This is a genomic window from Senegalia massiliensis (genome assembly GCF_009911265.1).
Classification (GTDB): domain Bacteria; phylum Bacillota; class Clostridia; order Tissierellales; family SIT17; genus Anaeromonas; species Anaeromonas massiliensis_A.
The window spans coordinates 297,565-318,651 of sequence record NZ_QXXA01000005.1 but is presented as its reverse complement, the minus strand read 5'-3'; the positions used below and the strand labels follow the sequence as shown (position 1 = coordinate 318,651).

Annotated in this window: 18 protein-coding genes and 1 tRNA gene; 13 read left to right on the top strand and 6 right to left on the bottom strand. The window is 26.8% G+C overall.

Going from position 1 to position 21,087, the window contains the following annotated elements; translation table 11 throughout:
* The first annotated feature begins 2 nt into the window (after positions 1-2).
* The 6 genes from D3Z33_RS05745 (at position 3) to queG (ending at position 4,447) form a co-directional block, all read left to right on the top strand.
* On the top strand, positions 3-1,145 hold the full coding sequence (locus D3Z33_RS05745; RefSeq protein WP_160196809.1) for a D-alanyl-D-alanine carboxypeptidase family protein: 1,143 nt from the start codon (positions 3-5) through the stop codon (positions 1,143-1,145).
* Positions 1,146-1,209: 64 nt separating this feature from the next.
* A tRNA-Arg gene (locus D3Z33_RS05740) sits at positions 1,210-1,286 on the top strand.
* Between the two features lie 73 nt (positions 1,287-1,359).
* Entirely contained in the window at positions 1,360-1,818 is a 459-nt protein-coding gene (gene tadA, locus D3Z33_RS05735; RefSeq protein WP_160196808.1) for a tRNA adenosine(34) deaminase TadA, read from the top strand.
* Between the two features lie 118 nt (positions 1,819-1,936).
* Positions 1,937-2,578, top strand: coding sequence for a lactate utilization protein (locus tag D3Z33_RS05730; protein WP_160196807.1), 642 nt, complete (start codon positions 1,937-1,939; stop codon positions 2,576-2,578).
* Positions 2,579-2,724: 146 nt separating this feature from the next.
* On the top strand, positions 2,725-3,528 hold the full coding sequence (locus D3Z33_RS05725; RefSeq protein ID WP_160196806.1) for a Cof-type HAD-IIB family hydrolase: 804 nt from the start codon (positions 2,725-2,727) through the stop codon (positions 3,526-3,528).
* A gap of 13 nt (positions 3,529-3,541) precedes the next feature.
* Positions 3,542-4,447, top strand: coding sequence for a tRNA epoxyqueuosine(34) reductase QueG (queG, locus tag D3Z33_RS05720; RefSeq protein ID WP_160196805.1), 906 nt, complete (start codon positions 3,542-3,544; stop codon positions 4,445-4,447).
* Between the two features lie 10 nt (positions 4,448-4,457).
* Here queG and D3Z33_RS05715 read toward each other — a convergent pair whose 3' ends face one another.
* Positions 4,458-5,978 (bottom strand): FAD-dependent oxidoreductase, encoded by a 1,521-nt coding sequence (locus D3Z33_RS05715; RefSeq protein WP_160196804.1) that lies wholly within the window; start codon positions 5,976-5,978, stop codon positions 4,458-4,460.
* Between the two features lie 169 nt (positions 5,979-6,147).
* Here D3Z33_RS05715 and D3Z33_RS05710 point away from each other — a divergent pair, with 169 nt between their 5' ends.
* Complete coding sequence (locus tag D3Z33_RS05710) at positions 6,148-6,966, top strand: hypothetical protein (protein WP_160196803.1); 819 nt, start codon at positions 6,148-6,150, stop codon at positions 6,964-6,966.
* Between the two features lie 61 nt (positions 6,967-7,027).
* Positions 7,028-7,474: a peptide-methionine (R)-S-oxide reductase MsrB gene (msrB, locus tag D3Z33_RS05705; protein WP_160196802.1), complete on the top strand. Its 447-nt coding sequence runs from the start codon at positions 7,028-7,030 to the stop codon at positions 7,472-7,474.
* A gap of 14 nt (positions 7,475-7,488) precedes the next feature.
* Here msrB and recQ read toward each other — a convergent pair whose 3' ends face one another.
* Entirely contained in the window at positions 7,489-9,627 is a 2,139-nt protein-coding gene (gene recQ / locus D3Z33_RS05700) for a DNA helicase RecQ (RefSeq protein WP_160196801.1), read from the bottom strand.
* 126 nt (positions 9,628-9,753) lie between these two features.
* On the opposite strand from recQ, the gene D3Z33_RS05695 reads away from it, so the two are divergent.
* The 3 genes from D3Z33_RS05695 to D3Z33_RS05685 are packed head-to-tail and all read left to right on the top strand — an operon-like array spanning position 9,754 to position 12,392.
* Positions 9,754-10,344 (top strand): rhomboid family intramembrane serine protease, encoded by a 591-nt coding sequence (locus D3Z33_RS05695; RefSeq protein WP_201750443.1) that lies wholly within the window; start codon positions 9,754-9,756, stop codon positions 10,342-10,344.
* Positions 10,345-10,361: 17 nt separating this feature from the next.
* The gene (locus tag D3Z33_RS05690; protein WP_160196837.1) at positions 10,362-11,156 is read left to right on the top strand and encodes a YegS/Rv2252/BmrU family lipid kinase; all 795 of its coding nucleotides are present in this window, start codon (positions 10,362-10,364) and stop codon (positions 11,154-11,156) included.
* Positions 11,157-11,198: 42 nt separating this feature from the next.
* Positions 11,199-12,392 carry a TraB/GumN family protein gene (locus tag D3Z33_RS05685; protein WP_243153422.1) on the top strand — a complete coding sequence of 398 codons (1,194 nt, stop codon included), beginning with the start codon at positions 11,199-11,201 and terminating at the stop codon, positions 12,390-12,392.
* A 48-nt stretch (positions 12,393-12,440) separates the two neighbouring features.
* On the opposite strand, the gene D3Z33_RS05680 is transcribed toward D3Z33_RS05685, so the two are convergent.
* The 4 genes from D3Z33_RS05680 to D3Z33_RS05665 all read right to left on the bottom strand — a co-directional run bounded on the left by D3Z33_RS05680 (position 12,441) and on the right by D3Z33_RS05665 (position 17,835).
* Positions 12,441-13,556: a M20/M25/M40 family metallo-hydrolase gene (locus tag D3Z33_RS05680; RefSeq protein ID WP_160196799.1), complete on the bottom strand. Its 1,116-nt coding sequence runs from the start codon at positions 13,554-13,556 to the stop codon at positions 12,441-12,443.
* A gap of 68 nt (positions 13,557-13,624) precedes the next feature.
* Positions 13,625-15,160, bottom strand: a complete 1,536-nt coding sequence (locus D3Z33_RS05675) for an AbgT family transporter (RefSeq protein WP_160196798.1) — start codon at positions 15,158-15,160, stop codon at positions 13,625-13,627.
* Between the two features lie 166 nt (positions 15,161-15,326).
* Positions 15,327-17,459 (bottom strand): heavy metal translocating P-type ATPase, encoded by a 2,133-nt coding sequence (locus D3Z33_RS05670; RefSeq protein ID WP_160196797.1) that lies wholly within the window; start codon positions 17,457-17,459, stop codon positions 15,327-15,329.
* A 16-nt stretch (positions 17,460-17,475) separates the two neighbouring features.
* Positions 17,476-17,835, bottom strand: a complete 360-nt coding sequence (locus tag D3Z33_RS05665) for an ArsR/SmtB family transcription factor (protein ID WP_160196796.1) — start codon at positions 17,833-17,835, stop codon at positions 17,476-17,478.
* A 118-nt stretch (positions 17,836-17,953) separates the two neighbouring features.
* Between D3Z33_RS05665 and D3Z33_RS05660 the strand changes: the two genes are divergently transcribed.
* Positions 17,954-20,236 (top strand): ATP-dependent DNA helicase, encoded by a 2,283-nt coding sequence (locus tag D3Z33_RS05660; protein WP_160196795.1) that lies wholly within the window; start codon positions 17,954-17,956, stop codon positions 20,234-20,236.
* A gap of 28 nt (positions 20,237-20,264) precedes the next feature.
* Positions 20,265-21,086 (top strand): hypothetical protein, encoded by an 822-nt coding sequence (locus D3Z33_RS05655; protein WP_160196794.1) that lies wholly within the window; start codon positions 20,265-20,267, stop codon positions 21,084-21,086.
* The last annotated feature ends 1 nt before the right edge of the window (position 21,087 follow it).

Genomic DNA, 21,087 nt, shown 5'->3' with positions numbered 1-21,087 from the left:
AAATGAAAAAGATAATTATAATATGTCTTTTAATAATAATGTGCTTTAGTCAATTTGCATATGCAGATGAATTAAGTGAAGGACTAAAAGGAGCTATGCTTGTTGATTATGAAACAGGAGAAATACTTTATGAAAATAACGTTGACAAAAAAATAGAGATAGCAAGTATTACAAAACTTATGACTTATGTTGTTACAAAAGATGCTTTAAAAGAAGGAAAAGTTCATTTAAGTGATATTGTAACAGTAGGTGAAAATCCACCAAAAGAATATGGATCAACTTTTTATCTGAAAAAAGGTGATATGCTACCACTTGAAATCCTTATAGAATCTATACTTATAGCTTCAGCCAATGATTCATGTATTGCAATTGCAGAACATGTTGCAGGTAGTGAAGCTGAATTTGTAAAGATGATGAATCAAAAAGCAAAAGAATTAGGTCTTGAAAATACAGTTTTTTATAATCCTAATGGATTACCTGAAGAAGATAAAAGAGAAAATACTATGACAATAAGAGAGATAAATATATTAACTCGATATATATTAAATCAGTATCCTGAAATTTTAGAAATAACAGATAAAATGTATATAGAAATAAATCCTAGAAAATTCGAAGAAAATACCAATCCACTTCTTAAAGGTATGCCATTAGTAGATGGAATAAAAACAGGTAATACAAATGCTGCAGGATTATGTTTAGTATCAAGTATAAAACTACCTAAAGATAAGAATAAGGATAAAGAAATGAGACTTATTGCTATAGTAATGGGGGCAGAAACTAGAAAGGAAAGAAAAGAAAAAAGTCAAAAGTTACTTGAATATGGAATTGAAAATTTTGGTACTAAAGAAATAATATCAAAAGATAAAGGTATAAATATAAATTTAAAAAAGGCTAAAAATCAAGATGTGAAATTAGTACCAAAGAAGGATGAATATTTGATAGTTAAAAATGGTGATAAAATAAGTACAAAAGTATTAATAGATGAAAATTTAAAACTTCCTTTAAAAAAAGATAAAAAAGTAGGGATACTAGAAGTTTATCAAAATAAAAAGTTGAAATATAAATTAGATTTATTTGCAAATAGAGATTTAAAAAAAGCTAATATTTTTATTAGAATATATAGAACCTTATTTGGATGGTTGTAATGGAAGTAATTATCATTGACAATATAAGTAAATTAATATATAATAGATAAGGATTTATAATATTGCTCCCGTAGCTCAGTAGGATAGAGCAACGCCCTCCTAAGGCGTGGGCCAGGGGTTCGATTCCTCTCGGGAGCACCATAAAGTAAATAAATTTAAAAGAAAGAGTTCTTTGTATTATCAAAGGACTCTTATTATAATTAGGAGAATAAGATTGAACAATTATTTTATGAAAAAAGCATTAAAACAAGCAGAAATAGCATACCAAAAAGAAGAAGTACCTATAGGGTGTGTTATAGTAAAAGATGGTAAAATAATAGCAAGTGCATATAATATGAGAGAAGAATTGAATGATCCTACAGCTCATGCAGAAATAATTGCATTACAAGATGCATCTGAGATACTTGGAGGATGGAGACTTACAGGATGTACTATGTATGTCACAATAGAACCCTGTGCTATGTGTGCTGGAGCTATTGTAAACTCTAGAATAGATAAATTAATAATAGGATCAATGGATAAAAAAGCAGGCGCATGTGGTTCAATATTGAATATTGTTCAAAATGATAAGTTAAATCATAGAGTAGAAATGATTACTGGTATAATGGAACAAGAATGTTCTAATATAATGAAAAACTTTTTCAAAGATTTAAGGAAGAAACATAAAAAATAACAGAAATATAGTATAGGTAATTATATAGTAGTTCCTAAATGTTAGATATTATGAAATATGATATTATTATTATAAAAGTAATAGTTGAACTATATTTATGGAAAGGATATACATTTATATGGATAATAATGTTTTATGGTATTTAGAAGAACAAATTAAAAGAACTATAAATAATTTAAGAAAACGCAATATGGAAGGTTTTTTCGTCAAGGATCATGTTGAATTAGAAGGACTTTTAAAGGAACTTATAGGTGAAAATTCTGTAGTTGGTGTAGGTGACTCAATGACACTCTTTGAAACAGGTGCTATAGATTTTCTTCGTAAAGGAAATTACACTTTTTTAGATAAGTACAGAGAAGGTATTACAAGTGAAGAAAAAAAGCAAATCTATATAAAAAATTTTTCTGCTGATACTTTTATGTGTAGTACAAATGCCTTGACCGAAGATGGAGAACTTTACAATATTGATGGTAATGGAAGTAGAGTTGCACCAATGATTTATGGACCTAAACAGGTTATTTTAGTAACCGGTATAAATAAGATTGTTAAGAACATAGAAGAAGCAGAAAAAAGAGTTAGGAATTACTCTGCTCCAATTGACGCAAAAAGATTGGACAAAAACACTCCATGTACTACCTTAGGCTATTGTGTAGATTGTAAAAGTCCTAATAGAATATGTAATGATTTTACAATAATTAGAGGACAGTTTATCAAAGATAGAATAAAAGTAATTATTGTAGGAAAGCAGTTAGGATATTAATTATTTATTTTGTAAAATTATTACTATTGGTAACTAAAATTAATTAAATCACAGACTACATATAATTATATGTAGTCTGTGTATAAAACAAGCAAAATACAGTCTTGTGTTAGAGGATAAAAGAGATGCAAAGAGGAGAGATAAAAATGAAATATAAGGCTATAATATCTGACTTAGATGGTACACTTTTAAATAGTGATCATAAAATAAGTGAATATACTAAACAAGTTATAGAAAAAGTAATTAATAAAGGTGTAAAGTTTTTTATTGCAACTGGACGTCATCATGAAGATATTGATTTTGTAAGAAATGGTTTAAATTTAGATTCAATATTTATAACATCAAATGGTGGTAGAATACATGATAAGGATAAAAATAAATTAATTGGACATGATATTGATGAAGAAATAGTAAAAGGATTAATAAATTTAGACATTGAAGAAGATATTCATAAAAATATATATATGGAAAATGAATGGTATATAGAGAAAGAAAATGATTATTTAGATGACTTTGTAAAAGACTCCCCTTTTTTATATCAAATAACTGATTTAAAAACATTAGAAAATATAAAATCACATAAGGTATTCTTTTTAAGCTTGGAACATGAAAAATTAGTTGATTTAAAAGAAAGAATAGAAAAATTATATCCAGGAAAATTAAATATAACATTTTCACTTGATACATGCCTTGAAGTAATGCCAAAAGGTGTATCAAAGGGGTATGCTATAAAGGAAGTATTAAAAAGACATAACATATCACTTGAAGAAACAATAGCCTTTGGAGATGGATTAAATGATTTAGAAATGCTTAAAACAGTTGGGAAAGGCTATATAATGGAAAATGCACATGATAAATTAATAAAAGAGTTACCAAATCATGAAATTATAGGACCAAATACTGAAGATGGATTAGGAAAAAAATTAGAAGAAATATTTGATATAAAATAAGAGGATTGATTATATGAAAGAGGAATTAATAGAATATGTAAAATCAATAGAAATAGAAAAAGTAGGTATAGCAGATATTGGTCCATATAAAGAATTAGAAGATATATTAATTCGTAGAAAACAAGAAGGACAGCTTACAGGATTAGAGGGTTCTAGTATAGAGCTGAGAGTAGATCCTACACTTACTATGGAAAATGCAAAATCTATTATAGTTTGTCTCTTTCCATATATTACAAAAGAAAATAAAAGATCTAACTTATCAAATTATACTTATTCAAAAGATTATCATTTAATAGTAAAAGAAAAATTAGAAAAAATAGGTGAATTTTTAAATAAAAAAATAGATGACTTTGAATATCAAGTACATGTAGATACAGGGCATTTAGTAGATAGATATTTAGGTTATAGAGCAGGACTTGGTTTTTTTGGTATAAATGCTCATTTAATAAATGATGACTATGGAACATACTTTTTTATTGGCTATATTATTAATAATTATCCTTTTAAACATGACAAGCCTCTAGATAAGACTTGTTTTCAATGTATGAAATGTAAATATGAATGTCCTGGCAATATTATACTTGGAAACTTTGATATTAATCCTTTAAGATGTAGATCATTTATTACCCAAAAAAAAAGAGATATAGATGATATAGATAAAGAGATAATAAAAAAAGATAATATTTTATTCGGCTGTGATATTTGTCAATTAGTTTGCCCTCATAATGATGGAATAAAAGAAACTAATATAAAAGAGTTTAAAAAAGATTTAATTCATAGATTAGATTATGATCAAATTAAAGATATGAGCAATAAGGGATTTAAAAGGAAATATGGAGATAGAGCTTTTGCTTGGCGAGGAAGAAAAGTGATAAAGAGAAATTATGAAATAATAGAAGGAATAGAAATAGATGATTAGAGTATATACTCTAATCATCTATTATTTTTACACTAAGTTCATGTAAAGCAGGACCTTCTAGAATTGTTCCATCATATGAAAATCTGGAACCATGACAAGGACAATCCCATGATTTTTCAGCATCATTCCATGAAAGTTCACATCCTAAATGGGTACAAGTAGTATCAACTATATAAGTTTTACCTTCAGTATCTTTATAGAAACCAACTCTTTTACCGTTTAAATCTACTACTTTTCCTTGTCCTGTAGCTACTTCTATATCAATATTTCCAGTTTTTAATTTCCCTTTTATAAATTCATACCCTACATTTAAATTTTCTTTTATAAAATTAGATATACTTCCCTTTATATTAAATCTAGATGGAGAAAACACCTCACTATATGGACTTTTTCCATTTGTTATTATATCAGCTAAAATCATTGCTCCTGCAGTCGCATTAGTCATTCCCCATTTTTTAAATCCAGTAGATAAAAATATATTCTCTGAATTACTTGTTATTTTACCTATGAATGGTATGTCATCCATTGGCATACAATCTTGAGTTGACCATCTATATGGAATACTTTCTATTTCAAAGTTTTCTTCTGCAAACTTTTTTAAATTATTATAGTGTTTTTTAGTATTTTCACCTTGACCAGTTTTGTGACCATCTCCACCTATTAATAGCATTTTCTTGTCATTATAATTTTGATATCTTAATGACCTTATAGGCTTTTCTGCAGATATATACATTCCATTTGGAATACTATCTTTAGATAAAGCACCTAATATATAAGATCTTTCTGTATACATTCTAGAAAAATATAATCCTCTAAAATTTTCTATAGGAAAGTGAGTTGCTATTATTACTTTCTTTGCTGAAATTATATTTTCATTACTAGTTATAACTTTTACAGTCTTTTCATCTTTTATGTCTACTACTTTAGTCTTTTCATATATATAACTTCCATTAGAATTTATTTCTTTAGACAATTTTAGGAGATATTTTCTAGGGTGAAATTGTGCTTGATTTTCAAATTTTATAGCACCTTTTACGTTAAAAGGAAGGTCTAGAGTTTCTACAAACACTGCATCTTTCCCAAGTTTTTGTACAGCTATTACTTCATCTTTAATATCTTTTATATATTTATCAGTAGTTGTATAAACATATGCTGGTAATTCAGTAAAATCACAATCTATATTTTTTTCTTTTATTATTTGTTTTATAAAGTCTATAGCATCTTCATTTGCTTGTAAATATTTACGAGCATAATCTTCTCCCATTTCTTTTATAAGTTTGTTATACATAAGGTTATGTTGGGATGTAACCTTTGCAGTTGTACGAGCAGTAGTACCTTCTAATATATTATCTACTTCTAAAATGACTACATTTAAACCTCTTTCTTTTAATATAAATCCGGATGTAATGCCTGCAATCCCTCCTCCAATTATTACTACATCAGTATTTATATCTTTATCAAGGGAAGGATAGTTTGTTTTCTCTGTTGAATCTAACCAATAAGATAGTGGTTCATTTTCAAAATTTTTCATATAATCTCTCCTAAATATAATGTAATATCAGTAATAAATATTCCCAAATATGACTATAAATATAATAGGATAAATATTTTTAATATTTAAAATAGGTTGACTATACATTTTTAAAGTTATATTATAGGACTATAGACCTAATTATAGAAAATTATAGGAAGTGAATATCATGGATAAGTATACTCTTTCTAAAAAAGAAGGAACTTTTATTATATTTGATACTGAAGGTAGATTACAATATCCTAATATAGATGATAAGAACCTTAAATATATTGAAAGAAATAGACAACAAATAAAAAAAGAATTAGTTGATAATAATATAGTAATAATTAAAAATTATATTATAAAAATTGAATCTTTAGATTTAGATTTCAGAAAGTATTTTTTTGCTAATTTTTATAGTATAAAATCATCAAATTCAAATGAACTTATATCTATGGCCTATACAGATAAAGTAACAGGCCTATATAATAAAAACCTTTGGAATAAAATAAAACAAAATATAATGTCTCCTATTAAAACTGATATGTACTCCATGATGACAATTTCTATTAATCCATCAATAGAATTAGAAAAAAATATAAATAATATAACAAATATAATTAAAGATAAATTATCACTTGTGGATATAGCAATTAGAAGTGAAAAAAATGAATTCATTATTATTTTACCAAATAATAATATAGAAAAATCTAAAGATATATTACATAGTATAGAAAATAAATTAAAAGAAAAGTTTAATATTAAAATTAAGATATCTCATACTAAAAATAAAGAAGAATTACAAGAAATTCATGAAAAAGATATTAAAAAAATTAATAATGATAGAAAAAATAATCAAATAGATTATTTTAAAAATATAGAAATTAAGCTATCAAATATAGCTAATATAGTAGAAAATATAGAAGATGTTAATGTAAAAAGTAATATAAAAAAGGAATTAGTAGATATAATAAATTTAATATCTGAAAAATCATATAAAAATTAGTATATTTTAATTAACATAAATAGGGTATATTATCACTATAAGGTTATGAAAGGGTGATAATTTGAGTGAAAAATATAATAAACCTACAGACAAAGAATTAAGAGAAAAATTAACTGAAGAACAGTATAGAGTGACTCAAGAAAATGCAACGGAAAGACCCTTTACTAGTGAATATAATAATAATGAGGGAGAAGGAATATATGTAGATATAGTTACAGGTGAACCACTATTTTCTTCAAAAGATAAATATGATTCAGGCTGTGGCTGGCCTAGTTTTACAAAGCCTATAGAAGAAAATATAAAAGAAAAAAGTGATTTAAGTCATGGTATGAGGAGAACTGAAGTAAGAAGTAAATCAGGAGATTCTCATTTAGGTCATGTATTTACAGATGGTCCAAAAGATAAAGGTGGTCTTAGATACTGTATAAATGGTGCAGCATTAAAATTTATTCAAAGAGAAGACTTAGAAAAAGAAGGATATAGTGAATATAAAAAGATATTCGAATAAAAAAGTCCTGCAATTTAAGCAGGACTTTTTTTATAGTTTTCTCTATATATGACTGTCTTTATATCAAAATAACTAATATCATCTGATATAGCTTGTTTTATAGGTTTCAGATATTTTTTACCCACATTATCAATAGCATTTAAAATTTCTTTTTCCTTTTGTATGTCTACAAAATCATTCCAATTAATTTCTTTACCTTCTTCTTGACACTTTACAAAATGGTTTAATAGAGTATCCTTTGTAAGATTTCTAATTTCAGATATTTCATCTATTGTTTTTTCTTCTCTATACAAATTATATGTTTCAATATGAGTTTTAATTTTAGGTTCAATAGAATCAGTATACTTTATCTGTTTTGGTGAGGATTTAACATTATTTTTTTCTTTGAAATCTCTTATTTTTTCTATAAATATATCACCATAAGATTCATACTTTTTATCTCCAACTCCCTTTATATTTAAAAATGAATCCTTTTCTATAGGGAGATAAGTTGCCATTTCTTTAAGTGTAGTATCTGAAAATATAATATAAGGTGGTATATTTTTTTCTAATGCTAATTTTTTTCTTAAATCTTTTAAGACTACAAATAACTCTAAATAATAATCAGGAGTAATTTCCTTTTTATCTTTAAACATATCTATAGCCATATATACTTTTTCTTTTCCTTTTAATACTTTTCTAGAAAGGGATGTAAGTTTTACTATAGGATATTTACTTTCTGTAAGAGATAAATAACCTTGAGATATTAGCATTGCTATTATATTTTTAATTCCTTTTTCAGTATAATCTTTCATTATTCCATATGTTGATATTTTATCTAAATTAAAGCTTAATATTTTTTTGTTTTTTGAACCACTCAAAACTTGAGCTACAACTGTGGTACCAAACTTTTCATTTAATCTATATACACATGAAAGTATCTTTTGAGCTTCAATAGTTACATCTTTAAACTCATGTTCAATGCTACAGTTACTACAGTTATTACAATTAGATTTAACGTCTATCTCTCCAAAATATTCAAGTATCTTACCTCTTAGGCAATCATGACTATATGCATAATCAACTAAATATTGAAGGTTTTTATAGCTAATAGAAGCTCTTTCAGGGTCTTTATGACTTTCACTAATCAAGAATTTTTGTTTAGCTACATCTTGAGGTGAGAAAAGCAATATACATTCACTATCTTCTCCATCACGACCAGCTCTGCCAGCTTCTTGATAATAATTTTCCATACTTTGAGGAATATTATAGTGAATAACATACCTAACATTTGATTTATCTATTCCCATACCAAAAGCATTTGTAGCTATCATTATAGATATTTTATCATATATGAAATCTTGTTGAGAAATTTCTCTATCTGCATTATTCATTCCACCATGATATAAACTTACTTTATGTCCTTTAGAATTTAAAAATTCATATAATGATTCTACTTCTTTTCTTGTAGAACAATATATTATGCCAGATTCATCTTTTTTATCATTTAAATAATTTAATATAAATGACCTTTTATCAATATTATTTTCAACTTTAAAATATAGATTTTTTCTATCAAAACCTGTAACAATTTCTTCAGGCTTATTCAAATTTAAAAGTATTTTTATATCTTCTATTATTTCTTCAGTAGCAGTAGCAGTATAAGCTCCTATTATTGGACGTTTATCTAAACTATTTATAAATCGTGGTATTTCTTTATAACTAGGTCTAAAATCATGACCCCACTTACTTATACAATGTGACTCATCTATTGCTAAGAAAGGAATTTCTATATTTTTTATTATATTTCTAAATCCTATATTATTTAATCTTTCTGGAGCTATATAGATAAGATTATACTTTCCATTTTGTATATTGTTAAATCTATTTTCTAACTCGTAGCTAGTAAGTGTACTATTTATAAATGTAGCTGATACTCCTATTTCATTTAGAGCATCTACCTGATCTTTCATAAGTGAAATAAGAGGAGAAACCACTAATGTACTACCTTTTAGTATCAAAGAAGGTATTTGATAACATATAGATTTACCTCCACTAGTAGGCATTATACCAAGTACATCTTTTTTGTTTAATACTGATTGTATTAGTTCTTCTTGTCCATGTCTAAAATCATCATATCCGAAATATTCTTTTAATATATTTTTTATATGCATATTACAGTCTCCTTTTAAAATTATTGTATATTTTATCTTACGAAAATTCAATGGTAGTTTAAAATAAAGGATATTAGGCTACATTTATAGAATATATAGAATAAATAAAAGTAAAGGATTGATTTTATGGATAGATTTAAAATTAATTATAATTCACCAGTTACATTAACATTTACTTTTACTGCACTAGGTGTATTGTTATTAAAAGAGATATATGGAATAGAGTTTATGACGTATATTTTTACTAACTATAGAACATCTGTAGATGACCCTATGCAATATATTAGACTTTTTAGTTATGTACTAGGACATAGTTCATGGCAACATTTTACAAGTAATTTTCTAATAATATTATTGTTAGGTCCTATATTAGAAGAAAAATATGGTTCTAAACCATTAATAAAAATGATATTAATTACTACATTTATAACAGGGGTTTTAAATGTAATCTTATTTAGTACGGGACTTATAGGAGCAAGTGGAATAGTATTTATGATGATAATCCTTAGTTCATTTGCAAATACAAGATCAGGTTATATTCCACTTACACTTATAATAGTGGCAGTAATTTTTATAGGTAGAGAATTAGTTGATGCAATAACATTAAAAGATAATATATCGCAAATGGCACATATCGTTGGAGGAATTTCAGGAGCAGGACTTGGGGGTATTCAGTTAACCAATAAGAAAAGTTATAAAAAGAAATACAGAGCTTAAAATAGGGTATATTTTAAATAAATAAATTACTTGGAGAAATTATCCCTATTTTAAGTAATGAAATAGATAATTTAACTATAGCTAAAACCAAAAAAGCAAACCATGCTGAGGAAATAACATATGAAAAAGGAAAGGATTATGAGATTATCAATGGTATAGAAAGATTAAAAAATTCACCAATAGTTGCTATAATTCCTAGTTGTACATGTAATGATTTTGCTAGAAGCTTAAATATTCCTCTAAATTTAAATGATGCTTCTAATACTATATTAAAAGGTAATGTGTCAGAAATTGATATTGGAAAAGTTAATAATAGGTATTTCACAAATTTTGTAGGTACAGGACTTATTACTGATATATCTGAAAATATAAATCCTAAAACTAAAAATATTATGGGTAGAATAAGTTATTATACCAGTACTATAAAGAGTATGAATGAAAAAGATGATTTTGAATTTATTTTACATACAGAAAATAAGAAATTAAAAGATAAAGCAGGAATGGTAGTAATATTAAATGGAAATTATGTAGAATCTACATTAGTACCAGTAAAAAGTATATCTATGACAGATGGTATATTTGATATATTTATAGTTTATAATTCTGGTTTTTCACTTTTAATTAAATATTTAACTCAGAAAGAAAATTTTGAAGAAAATATAACGGAAAATGAAATAAAACATATAAAAGCAAGTGAAATTAAATTAGAAACAAAAAATGAAATGATGATTGATACAGATGGAGAAGTATATTTAAATACACCTGTAAATATATATGTACGAAATAAGAAAATAAAATTTATAACAGGCTAATCTTTTGTTGTTATCATCTTTCTAGAAGTATATAATGTATATATGAGTGATTTAGAAAGAGAGGGTAATATGGCAGAAGAAAACATTACAAGGTTAAATATAAATGATAAAGAAATAATACTTATAGGTACAGCTCATGTATCCAAAAAAAGTGCTGAACAAGTAAAACAGATGATAGATAATGAAAAACCTGATACAGTATGTATAGAGCTTGATAAAGGAAGATATAAATCAATAACTGAAGGTAAAAAATGGAGTAATACTGATATAGTATCTGTGATAAAACAAAAAAAAGCTACATTATTACTTGTAAATTTAATGATGAGTTCATTTCAAAAGAGAATGGCAAATCAATTTGGAATAAATCCAGGACAAGAAATGATAACAGCTATAAATTCTGCAAAAGAAAATGATGCAAAAATAGTTTTGGCTGATAGAGACATCCAAATAACATTTCAACGTATTTGGAGAGGAATAGGATTTATGGGTAAAATGAAATTACTTACAGGACTAGTTTATAGCATGTTTAGTGATGAGGAAGTAAGTGAAGAAGAATTAGAGCGTTTAAAAACAGAAGATATATTAACTTCAATGTTAGATGAATTAAAAGATTCATTTCCAAAGCTTAAAACTACATTAATAGATGAGAGAGATAAATACCTTGCTCAGAAAATAAAAGATGCCCCAGGAAATAAAATAATTGCAGTACTTGGTGCAGGACATATACCAGGAATAAAAGAAGAAATACACAAAGAAAATAATTTAAATAAACTTAAAAGTTTACCACCAAAATCAAATACTTCAAAATATATAAAGTGGGCCATACCTATTGTAATTTTAGCTATAATACTTTTTACACTTTTTAATAGTCGTGAAATGGCACTAGATCAAACTATAGGGTGGGTTCTATGGAATGGTACACTTTCAGCAATAGGAGCTCTTATTGCATTAGCACATCCATTATCTATTCTTACAGCTTTTATAGTAGCACCTATAAGCTCACTTAATCCTCTACTTGCAGCAGGTTGGTTTGTAGGACTTGCAGAAGCATTTATTAGAAAACCAAAAGTAAGAGATTTTGAAAACTTATCAGACGATATTACAACAGTAAAAGGATTTTGGAAAAACAAAGTAACTCATATATTACTTGTAGTAGTTCTTGCAAATCTAGGTAGTGTACTTGGAACTATGATAGGTGGAGCAGAGGTAATTAGAATATTTTTAGATTTATTTTAAAAAAGAACCTTTGGTTTAGATTAATCTAAACCAAAAGTTCTTTTTAATTTAAATAGATGATAATTTAATTATTTCTAATATTAAATTTGCTGAACTAACAAGATCCTTAATATGCATATGTTCTTCTAATGTATGTGGTTTTCTTTCTCCAATACCTAAGTTTATTGCTTTTATTCCATTAGCATTTAATATATTAGTATCACTTCCACCGCCAGTTGCATCTAGGAAAGGCTTTATATTAGAATTTTCACATGCTTTTTTAACCATGTTTACAATTTCATCATTGTCATCTATGATAAAAGAACTGTACATTCTTTCAACATTTATTTCTGCTTTTGCTCCAAATTCTTTTGCAGTATCATTAAATGTTTCTACCATATGTGATGTTTGCTTGTCTAATTTTTCATCACTAAGACTTCTTGATTCTGCTTTTATAGTTACTTCAGGAGTTACTATATTAGTAGCACTACCACCTTCTATTTTTCCTATATTTGCAGTAGTATCTTTATCTATTCTTAATAAATTCATTTTACTTATAGCATGAGCTGCTACATTTATTGCACTTATACCTTCCTCTGGGGCTACACCAGCATGTGCAGGCTTTCCTATAACTTTAACATCTATTTTGTCTTGTGCAGGACCTTGTATTATGATTTGTCCAGGATCTCCACCACTATCTAATACAAAAGCTCTTTTAGAATTTATCTTATCATATTCTAAATTCTTAGCTCCATTTAATCCGCCTTCTTCATAAACACTAAATACTACTTCAATAGGACCGTGATTTATATTATTTTCTTTTATAACCTTTAAAGCTTCTATAACTGCTGCAATACCTGCTTTGTCATCTCCACCTAATATTGTTGTACCATCAGAGTATATAACACCATCTTTTATTATTGGTTTAATTCCTATACTTGGAGACACTGTATCCATATGACAACTAAATAATATAGGTTCAACATCTATTGTACCTTTAAGTTTAGCAATGATATTACCTGTATTACTACCAACTTTATCTCCTGCATTATCTATATATACATCAAATCCCAGCTCTTTTAATTCTTTGGTTAAAAATTCTGCAAATTCTTTTTCATTTTTAGTAGGACTATCTATTTGTACATATTTCATAAACTCTTCAACAATTCTATCTTTATTTATCATTTAATCATCTCCTTTATTTAATTGTATACTATTATAAAACAAAAATCACCCAATTGGGTGACTTTTGTTTAATTTACTCTTATGAAAGCTTCTGGTCCGATAGGAATTCCTAACATATACCAAACTGCAAGAAGAACTGTCCAGCCAAGTAGGAATACTATTGAGTATGGTACCATAGTTGAAATTAAAGTACCTATACCTGTATCCTCATCATATTTTTGAGCAAATACAACTATTACTGCAAAGTAAGTCATAAGTGGAGATATTATATTAGTTGTAGAATCTCCTATACGATAAGCAAGTTGTGTAAACTCAGGTGAGAAATTTAATTTATATAACATTGGAACAAAAACAGGTGCCATAATACCCCATTTAGCTGAAGCTGATCCTATAAATAGATTTATAAATCCTGCTACTACTATAAATGCTATGATTAATGGGAATCCTACAAATCCTATAGCTTCAAGGAAATTAGCACCACTTACTGCAAGTATTGTACCTAAATTAGTATAAGCAAAATATTGAATAAATTGTGCAGCAAAGAAAGCTAGTACTAGATATCCACCCATTGAAGCCATTGATTTAGACATGAATTTAACTACATCTTTATCATTTTTAACAGTTCCTGAAACCATTCCAAAAGTTAAACCTGGAATTAAGAAGAATAACATTATTGCTGGAACTAAACCATCATGAGTAAATGCATCTAAAGAGCCATCAACTCTTAATATACCGTTTGCTGGTACTGTTAAATATAACATTATTGCACCAAATACTAATATAGATAGACCTGCTGCAATTAAACCTTTTACCTCTGACTTTGTAACTTCCATTGATTCATTAGTATCTATTCCTTTATATTCGCCAAGTCTTGGTTCAACTATTTTTTCAGTTACCCAAGTACCTAGTATTGTAATAAGGAATGTTGATGCAACCATGAAATAATAGTTAGAAGTTGGTAAAATAGATAAATCCATTTTACTAGCAGTTAACGCTTCATTTGTTATACCGGCTAATAGTGGATCTAATGTACCTAATAATAAGTTCGCTGAGAATCCTCCAGAAACCCCTGCAAAAGCAGCAGCAAGTCCTGCTAAAGGATGACGTTTAAAGCTTAAGAATACCATTGCACCTAATGGTACTAAAACTACATATCCTGCATCTGATGCAATATTTGACATAACACCTGCAAAAACAACAACTGCAGTTATTAGTCTTTTAGGTGTACTCAATACTAATTTTTTAAGAGCTGCATTTATGAGTCCTGTCCCTTCGGCAACTCCAACTCCAAGCATTGCTACTAGAACTGTTCCAAGAGGAGCAAAACTTGTAAAGTTTACTGTTGCTGAATTAATCATAAACCTTAATCCATCAGCACTAAGAAGTGAAACAGCTGATACGGTTTGATCTGCTCCTGCTTTTGCATCATAGAAATCTACATATAAGCCTGCTCTGAAAGCGATTTCAGATATTATGATGACAGCTAGAGCAAATAGTATGAATATTGTTACTGGATGTGGAAGTTTATTTCCAACATTTTCAATGACATTTAGAAATTTATTAAATAACTTAAATTTCTGTTTTGTCTGAATATTATTACTCATAATAATTCCTCCTATAATAAATATTTTAAGTTACTTAAATATTTTATCAACTTTTTGCACTAATGTCTTTTACAATTTGTTAATAAAATTTAATACTATGAAAATTCTTTATGTTTATAATATTTCAAACAAATAAATACTTTGGCAAATACCGCCAAAGTATTTATTATAATTTAGTATTTAGTACTCTAAGTGAATTTAACACTGCAAGAAGTGTTACACCAACATCTGCAAATACTGCTGACCACATAGATGCAAATCCTAATGCACCTAGAGCTAAAACTATAAGCTTTACACCTAATGCAAATACTATATTTTGATATACTATTTTTCTAGTGTTTTTTGCTATTTTGATAGAATCAACTAGTTTGGAAGGTTCATCTGTCATAAGAACTACATCAGCAGCTTCTATTGCTGCATCTGAACCAAGTCCTCCCATAGCTATACCAATATCTGCCCTTGCAAGAACTGGAGCATCATTTATACCATCGCCTACAAAAGCAAGTTTTTTATTTTTTTGTTTTTCTTTATATAAATCTTCTAATTTTTCTACTTTGCCATCAGGTAATAAATCTGTATAAGCTGTATCTATACCTAATTTATTAGCTATTTTCTCACCAATAGCTTTATTATCACCTGTAAGCATTACTGTTTTAGATATACCTAACTGTTTGAGGTTGCTTAAAGTTTCTTTTGAATCTTTTTTTATTCTATCTGAAATAACAATAGATCCTATGAATTTATTATCTTTAGCTACATATATAATTGTACCTATTTCAGTTGATTCAATTATCTCTATATTATTTTTATCCATTAATTTTTTATTGCCAACAGATATTTTAGAGTCACCATAATTTACTTCAATTCCATGACCTGCTATTTCATTATAATTAGATATTTCTTCATTTCTAATCTCATCACCATATGCATCTACTACAGCAGTAGCTATAGGGTGATTAGAAAAATTTTCTGCATATGCTGCATATTTTAGCACATCTTCTTTACTATATTCATTATGAACTTTAATATCTGTAACTTCAAAAATACCTTCAGTAAGAGTTCCTGTTTTATCAAACACTGCAATATCTATCTCATTTAATGCTTCAAGATAATTTCCACCTTTAACCAAGATACCATTTTTAGATGCAGATCCAATACCACCAAAAAATCCGAGTGGAATAGATACTACAAGGGCACAAGGACAAGATATAACTAAAAATACAAGTCCTCTATATAACCATTCACTAAATTCAGCACCCTCTATTACAAGAGGTGGAATTATAACTAGGGCAAGAGCAGAAAATACTACTACTGGTGTATAATATCTTGCAAATTTAGTAATGAATTTCTCTGTAGGGGCTTTTCTATTTCCAGCATTTTCAACTAAGTCTAGTACTTTTGCTACAGTAGATTCACCAAAAGTTTTTGTAACTTTAATAGTTAATACTCCATTTTTATTAATAAACCCTGCAAGAACTTCTTCGTCCTTTTTAACAGAACGTGGTACTGACTCACCAGTTAAAGCAGAAGTGTCAACCATAGAACTACCTTCTGTAACTGTACCATCTAGGGGTATCTTCTCACCAGGCTTTACTATAATAGTGTCTCCAATATTTACTTTTTCAGGGTCAACTTTTTTACTGTTATCTCCTACAATTAGATTAGCATAGTCAGGTCTAATATCCATAAGTGACTTTATGGAATTTCTAGAACGATTGACTGCTATATCTTGAAAAATTTCTCCAAGTTCATAAAATAGCATTACAGCTACACCTTCAGGATATTCTCCTATAAAAAATGCACCAAGGGTAGCAATACTCATAAGGAAGTTTTCATCAAAAACTTGGCCATGAGATATATTTTTAGTGGAGGTTAAAAGTACATTTCCACCTATAAGAACATAACTTATTATAAAAAGTGTAACTTCTATTGAATTACTAAAATTACCTATTATCGCAGTTAAAAATATAATAAGACCAATAGATAATTTTAGAATTTTATCTTTTCCAATAGTATCTATGATGTTGTTTTTTTTATCTAATTCCTTTTCTTTTAGGTTTTCTTTTTCTTCATAATCGAAAACTTTTACATCAGGTTCTATTTTTTTAATTATTTCTTTAGATTTCTCTAATATTTCTTTAGATTTTTTTTGATCTTTTATATCAATGATTAAATTACCATTAGAAAAGTTTATAGTTGCATTATTTACATAGTCTAAACTAGTTATCTTTCTTTCTATTTTTCCTGCACAACTGGTACATACTAATCCTTCTAAAATTAATTTTTTTTCTATACTCATAATAATTCTCCCCTTTCTATTTATGACAAATATGAGTAAGTCCTGAGTTCAAAATCTCATATATATGTTCATCATCTAATGAATAAAATACAGTTCTACCTTCTTTTCTATACTTTACAACACCTTTATCTTTTAAAGTTCTAAGTTGATGGGAAATTGCTGATTGAGTCATATCTAAAAGTTCGGCTATATCACATACACACATTTCAGACTCATAAAGAGCATATATGATTTTTATTCTTGTGGAATCTCCAAATACTTTAAAAAAATCAGCAAGATTTAAAAGACAATTATCTTTAGGTAAATCATTTTTTACATTTTTAAGTACATCTTCATGTATTTCATTACAATTACAAACTGGAATATCTTTAGTCATGTTTTCACCTCATTAAATTATAATTGAATATATGAGCAATTATTCATATATTATTATATACCCCAAAAGTTATTTTTGCAACCATAAATATGATAAAATAATATTGGTGATAAAATTTATGAATATTAAAATATCTGTAAGAAATTTAGTTGAATTTATACTTAGAAGTGGAGATATAAACTCCACATATATAGGAAGAAATAGAATGACTGAAGGAACAAGAATTCATCAATTAGTACAAAAAAAGATGGATAAAAACTATATGCCTGAAGTTACACTTAAAACTGAAGTAGAATTTGAGGATTTAATACTTACAGTAGGAGGAAGAGCAGATGGAATTATAACAGAAAAAGAAAAAGTTATAATAGATGAAATAAAATCAACTACAACATCACTTGAAAAAATAGATGAAAATTTCAATGAACTTCATTGGGCACAAGCTAAATGTTATGCCTATATCCATTCTATGGATAATAATTTGGAACGAATAGATATTCAACTCACATATGTAGAAATAGATACAGAAGAAATAAAAAGAATAAGAAATACTTACACCTACAAGGAGTTGGAAAAGTTTTTTAAAAATTTAACAGATAGATATTATATTTGGGCAGACCTTTCTAGAAAGTGGATAAGAACTCGTGATGAGTCCATAAAAAAATTACAATTTCCTTTTGATAATTATAGAAAAGGACAAAGAAAATTATCAGTAGGTATATATAGAACAATAGAACAAGAAAAAAAATTATTTGCACAGGCACCAACTGGAATAGGAAAGACTATATCCACAATATTTCCATCAGTAAAAGCTATAGGAGAAAGTAAAGGAGAAAAGATTTTTTATCTTACGGCTAAAACTATAACTAGAACAGTAGCAGAGGATTCTTTCAATATACTAAAAAATAAAGGTTTGCGTTTCAAAGTAATAACATTAACAGCTAAAGATAAAATTTGTTTTTGCAAAGAATCTAGTTGTAATCCAGATGAGTGTGAATTTGCAAAGGGGCATTTTGATAGAATAAATGATGCAATATATGATTTAATTACTAATGAAGATATCATTTCACGTGAAACAATAGAAAAATATTCATTAAAACATAAAGTATGTCCATTTGAATTTTCATTAGATATAAGTATATGGGCAGATAGTGTTATATGTGACTATAATTATGTATTTGACCCAAAAGCTAAATTGAAACGATTTTTTATTGAAGATAAAAACAAATATATATTTTTGATAGATGAAGCTCATAATTTAGTAGATAGGTCAAGAGACATGTTTTCAGCAGAACTTTTTAAAAATGACTTTTTAGAATTAAAAAGATTATTTAAAGATATTGAACCTAAAATGGCAAAATCATTAGATAAAATAAATCGTTATTTTTTAAAGATAAAAAAGAAATGTGAAAATAATGATTATTTTTTAGAAAAAGAAGAACCAGAAGATATATTTTATCCCTTAAAGGGGTTTGTGAAAAAAGCTGATAATTGGTTAAAGGAAAATGGAGATAAAAAAGAGCATAAAGATTTATTAGAATTATATTTTAATGTATTATCTTTTCTACGAGTATCAGAAGATTATGATGATAGGTTTGTAACTTATACTGAATTGCAGGGGAAAAATGTAAAGTTGAAAATGTTTTGTTTGGATCCATCTTATTTATTATCTACTACATTAGGTAGTGGATTATCTTCAATTCTTTTTTCAGCAACACTAAGTCCTATAGATTATTATAAAGATATATTAGGAGGAAATGAAAAAGATAATGTAATGATTTTAGATTCTCCATTTGATCCTAGAAATCTTAAAATAATAATAAAAGATAGCATATCCACAAAATATAGAGACAGAAAATATTCTTATGAAAAAATAGCTAATGTAATATATGATACAACTAAATATAAAGAAGGTAACTATATAGTGTTTTTTCCATCATATAAATATATGGAAGATGTATATGATGTATTTATAGAAAAATTTCCACAATTTAGAACAATGGTACAAGAGATAGGAATGAAAGAGGAAGAAAGGGAAGAATTTTTAAAATCATTTAAGCAAAACCCAACAAATACTTTAATAGCATTTGCAGTGATGGGAGGAATATTTTCAGAAGGTATAGATTTGAAAGGCGATAGACTTACAGGGGCTATAATAGTTGGAATTGGTCTTCCGAAAATTTGTCTAGAGAGAAATATAATAAGAGAATATTTCAATGAAAAAAATGGACTAGGATATGAATATGCATATATGTATCCTGGAATGAATAAAGTATTACAATCCATGGGGAGAGTCATAAGAACAGAGACTGATAAAGGTATCGTATGTTTAATAGGTAGGAGATTTGGGAAATGGGGACAGTTTAGACATATTATTAAAGGAAAGACTACTAATAAATATTAAAATAATAAGTCATATATTGGAGGGAATAATGAGTTATTCAAAGAAAGTCTGTATCTTATTTATATGTATAATAACATCATTTACAATAGGATGTTCAATTCAAAATGAAGAACAAAGTTTAATAAAAAGTACTTATTTTGAAGATGTTGATAAAATAATTATATATAAAGGATCAGCTTATAAGCAAGTACAGGATTTAAAGTCTTTTAAAAAAGTACTAAAAGATATAGAGGGTAAAAAAGTAAATATTGAAAATTTATCAAGAGATGAAACAGAAGATAGATATAAAATTATATTTACTTATGAAAGTAGTGATCAAGAAAGAAAAATCTCATTTAAAGGTAATAATATGTTATATGATGACAATTGGTATAGTATAGATAAAAATATAGATGAGATATATAACAAAATTGATTTTGAAGAAAAGATAGATAGTAATTTACAAAAATCTAAAGTAAAAAGAGAAGCTAGAAAGAATTTTAAAATGAAAGATTCATTATTAGGCAATTGGATATACGATGATGAAACATATATAGAATTTACTAAAAAGCATATAATATATAAGACAAAACAAAAAGATAGAAAATTTAATTATAAAATAAATAGAATAGATGATAATAAAATTTTCATAACTGCATATAGAGATATATTATTTTCTAATGATAAAGATATTTTTAAAATTGAAATATTAATAGATGATACAAAAAACAATATAATATTAAAAAAGAAAATGCTAAAAAGTGAAATGGGATATAAAAATAATCTTATCTATATTGACTACATTGATGATAAAAAGGTAGAATTAGGAAGTTTTGATGATTTATTTTTTGTTGAGAACAAAGATATATAAA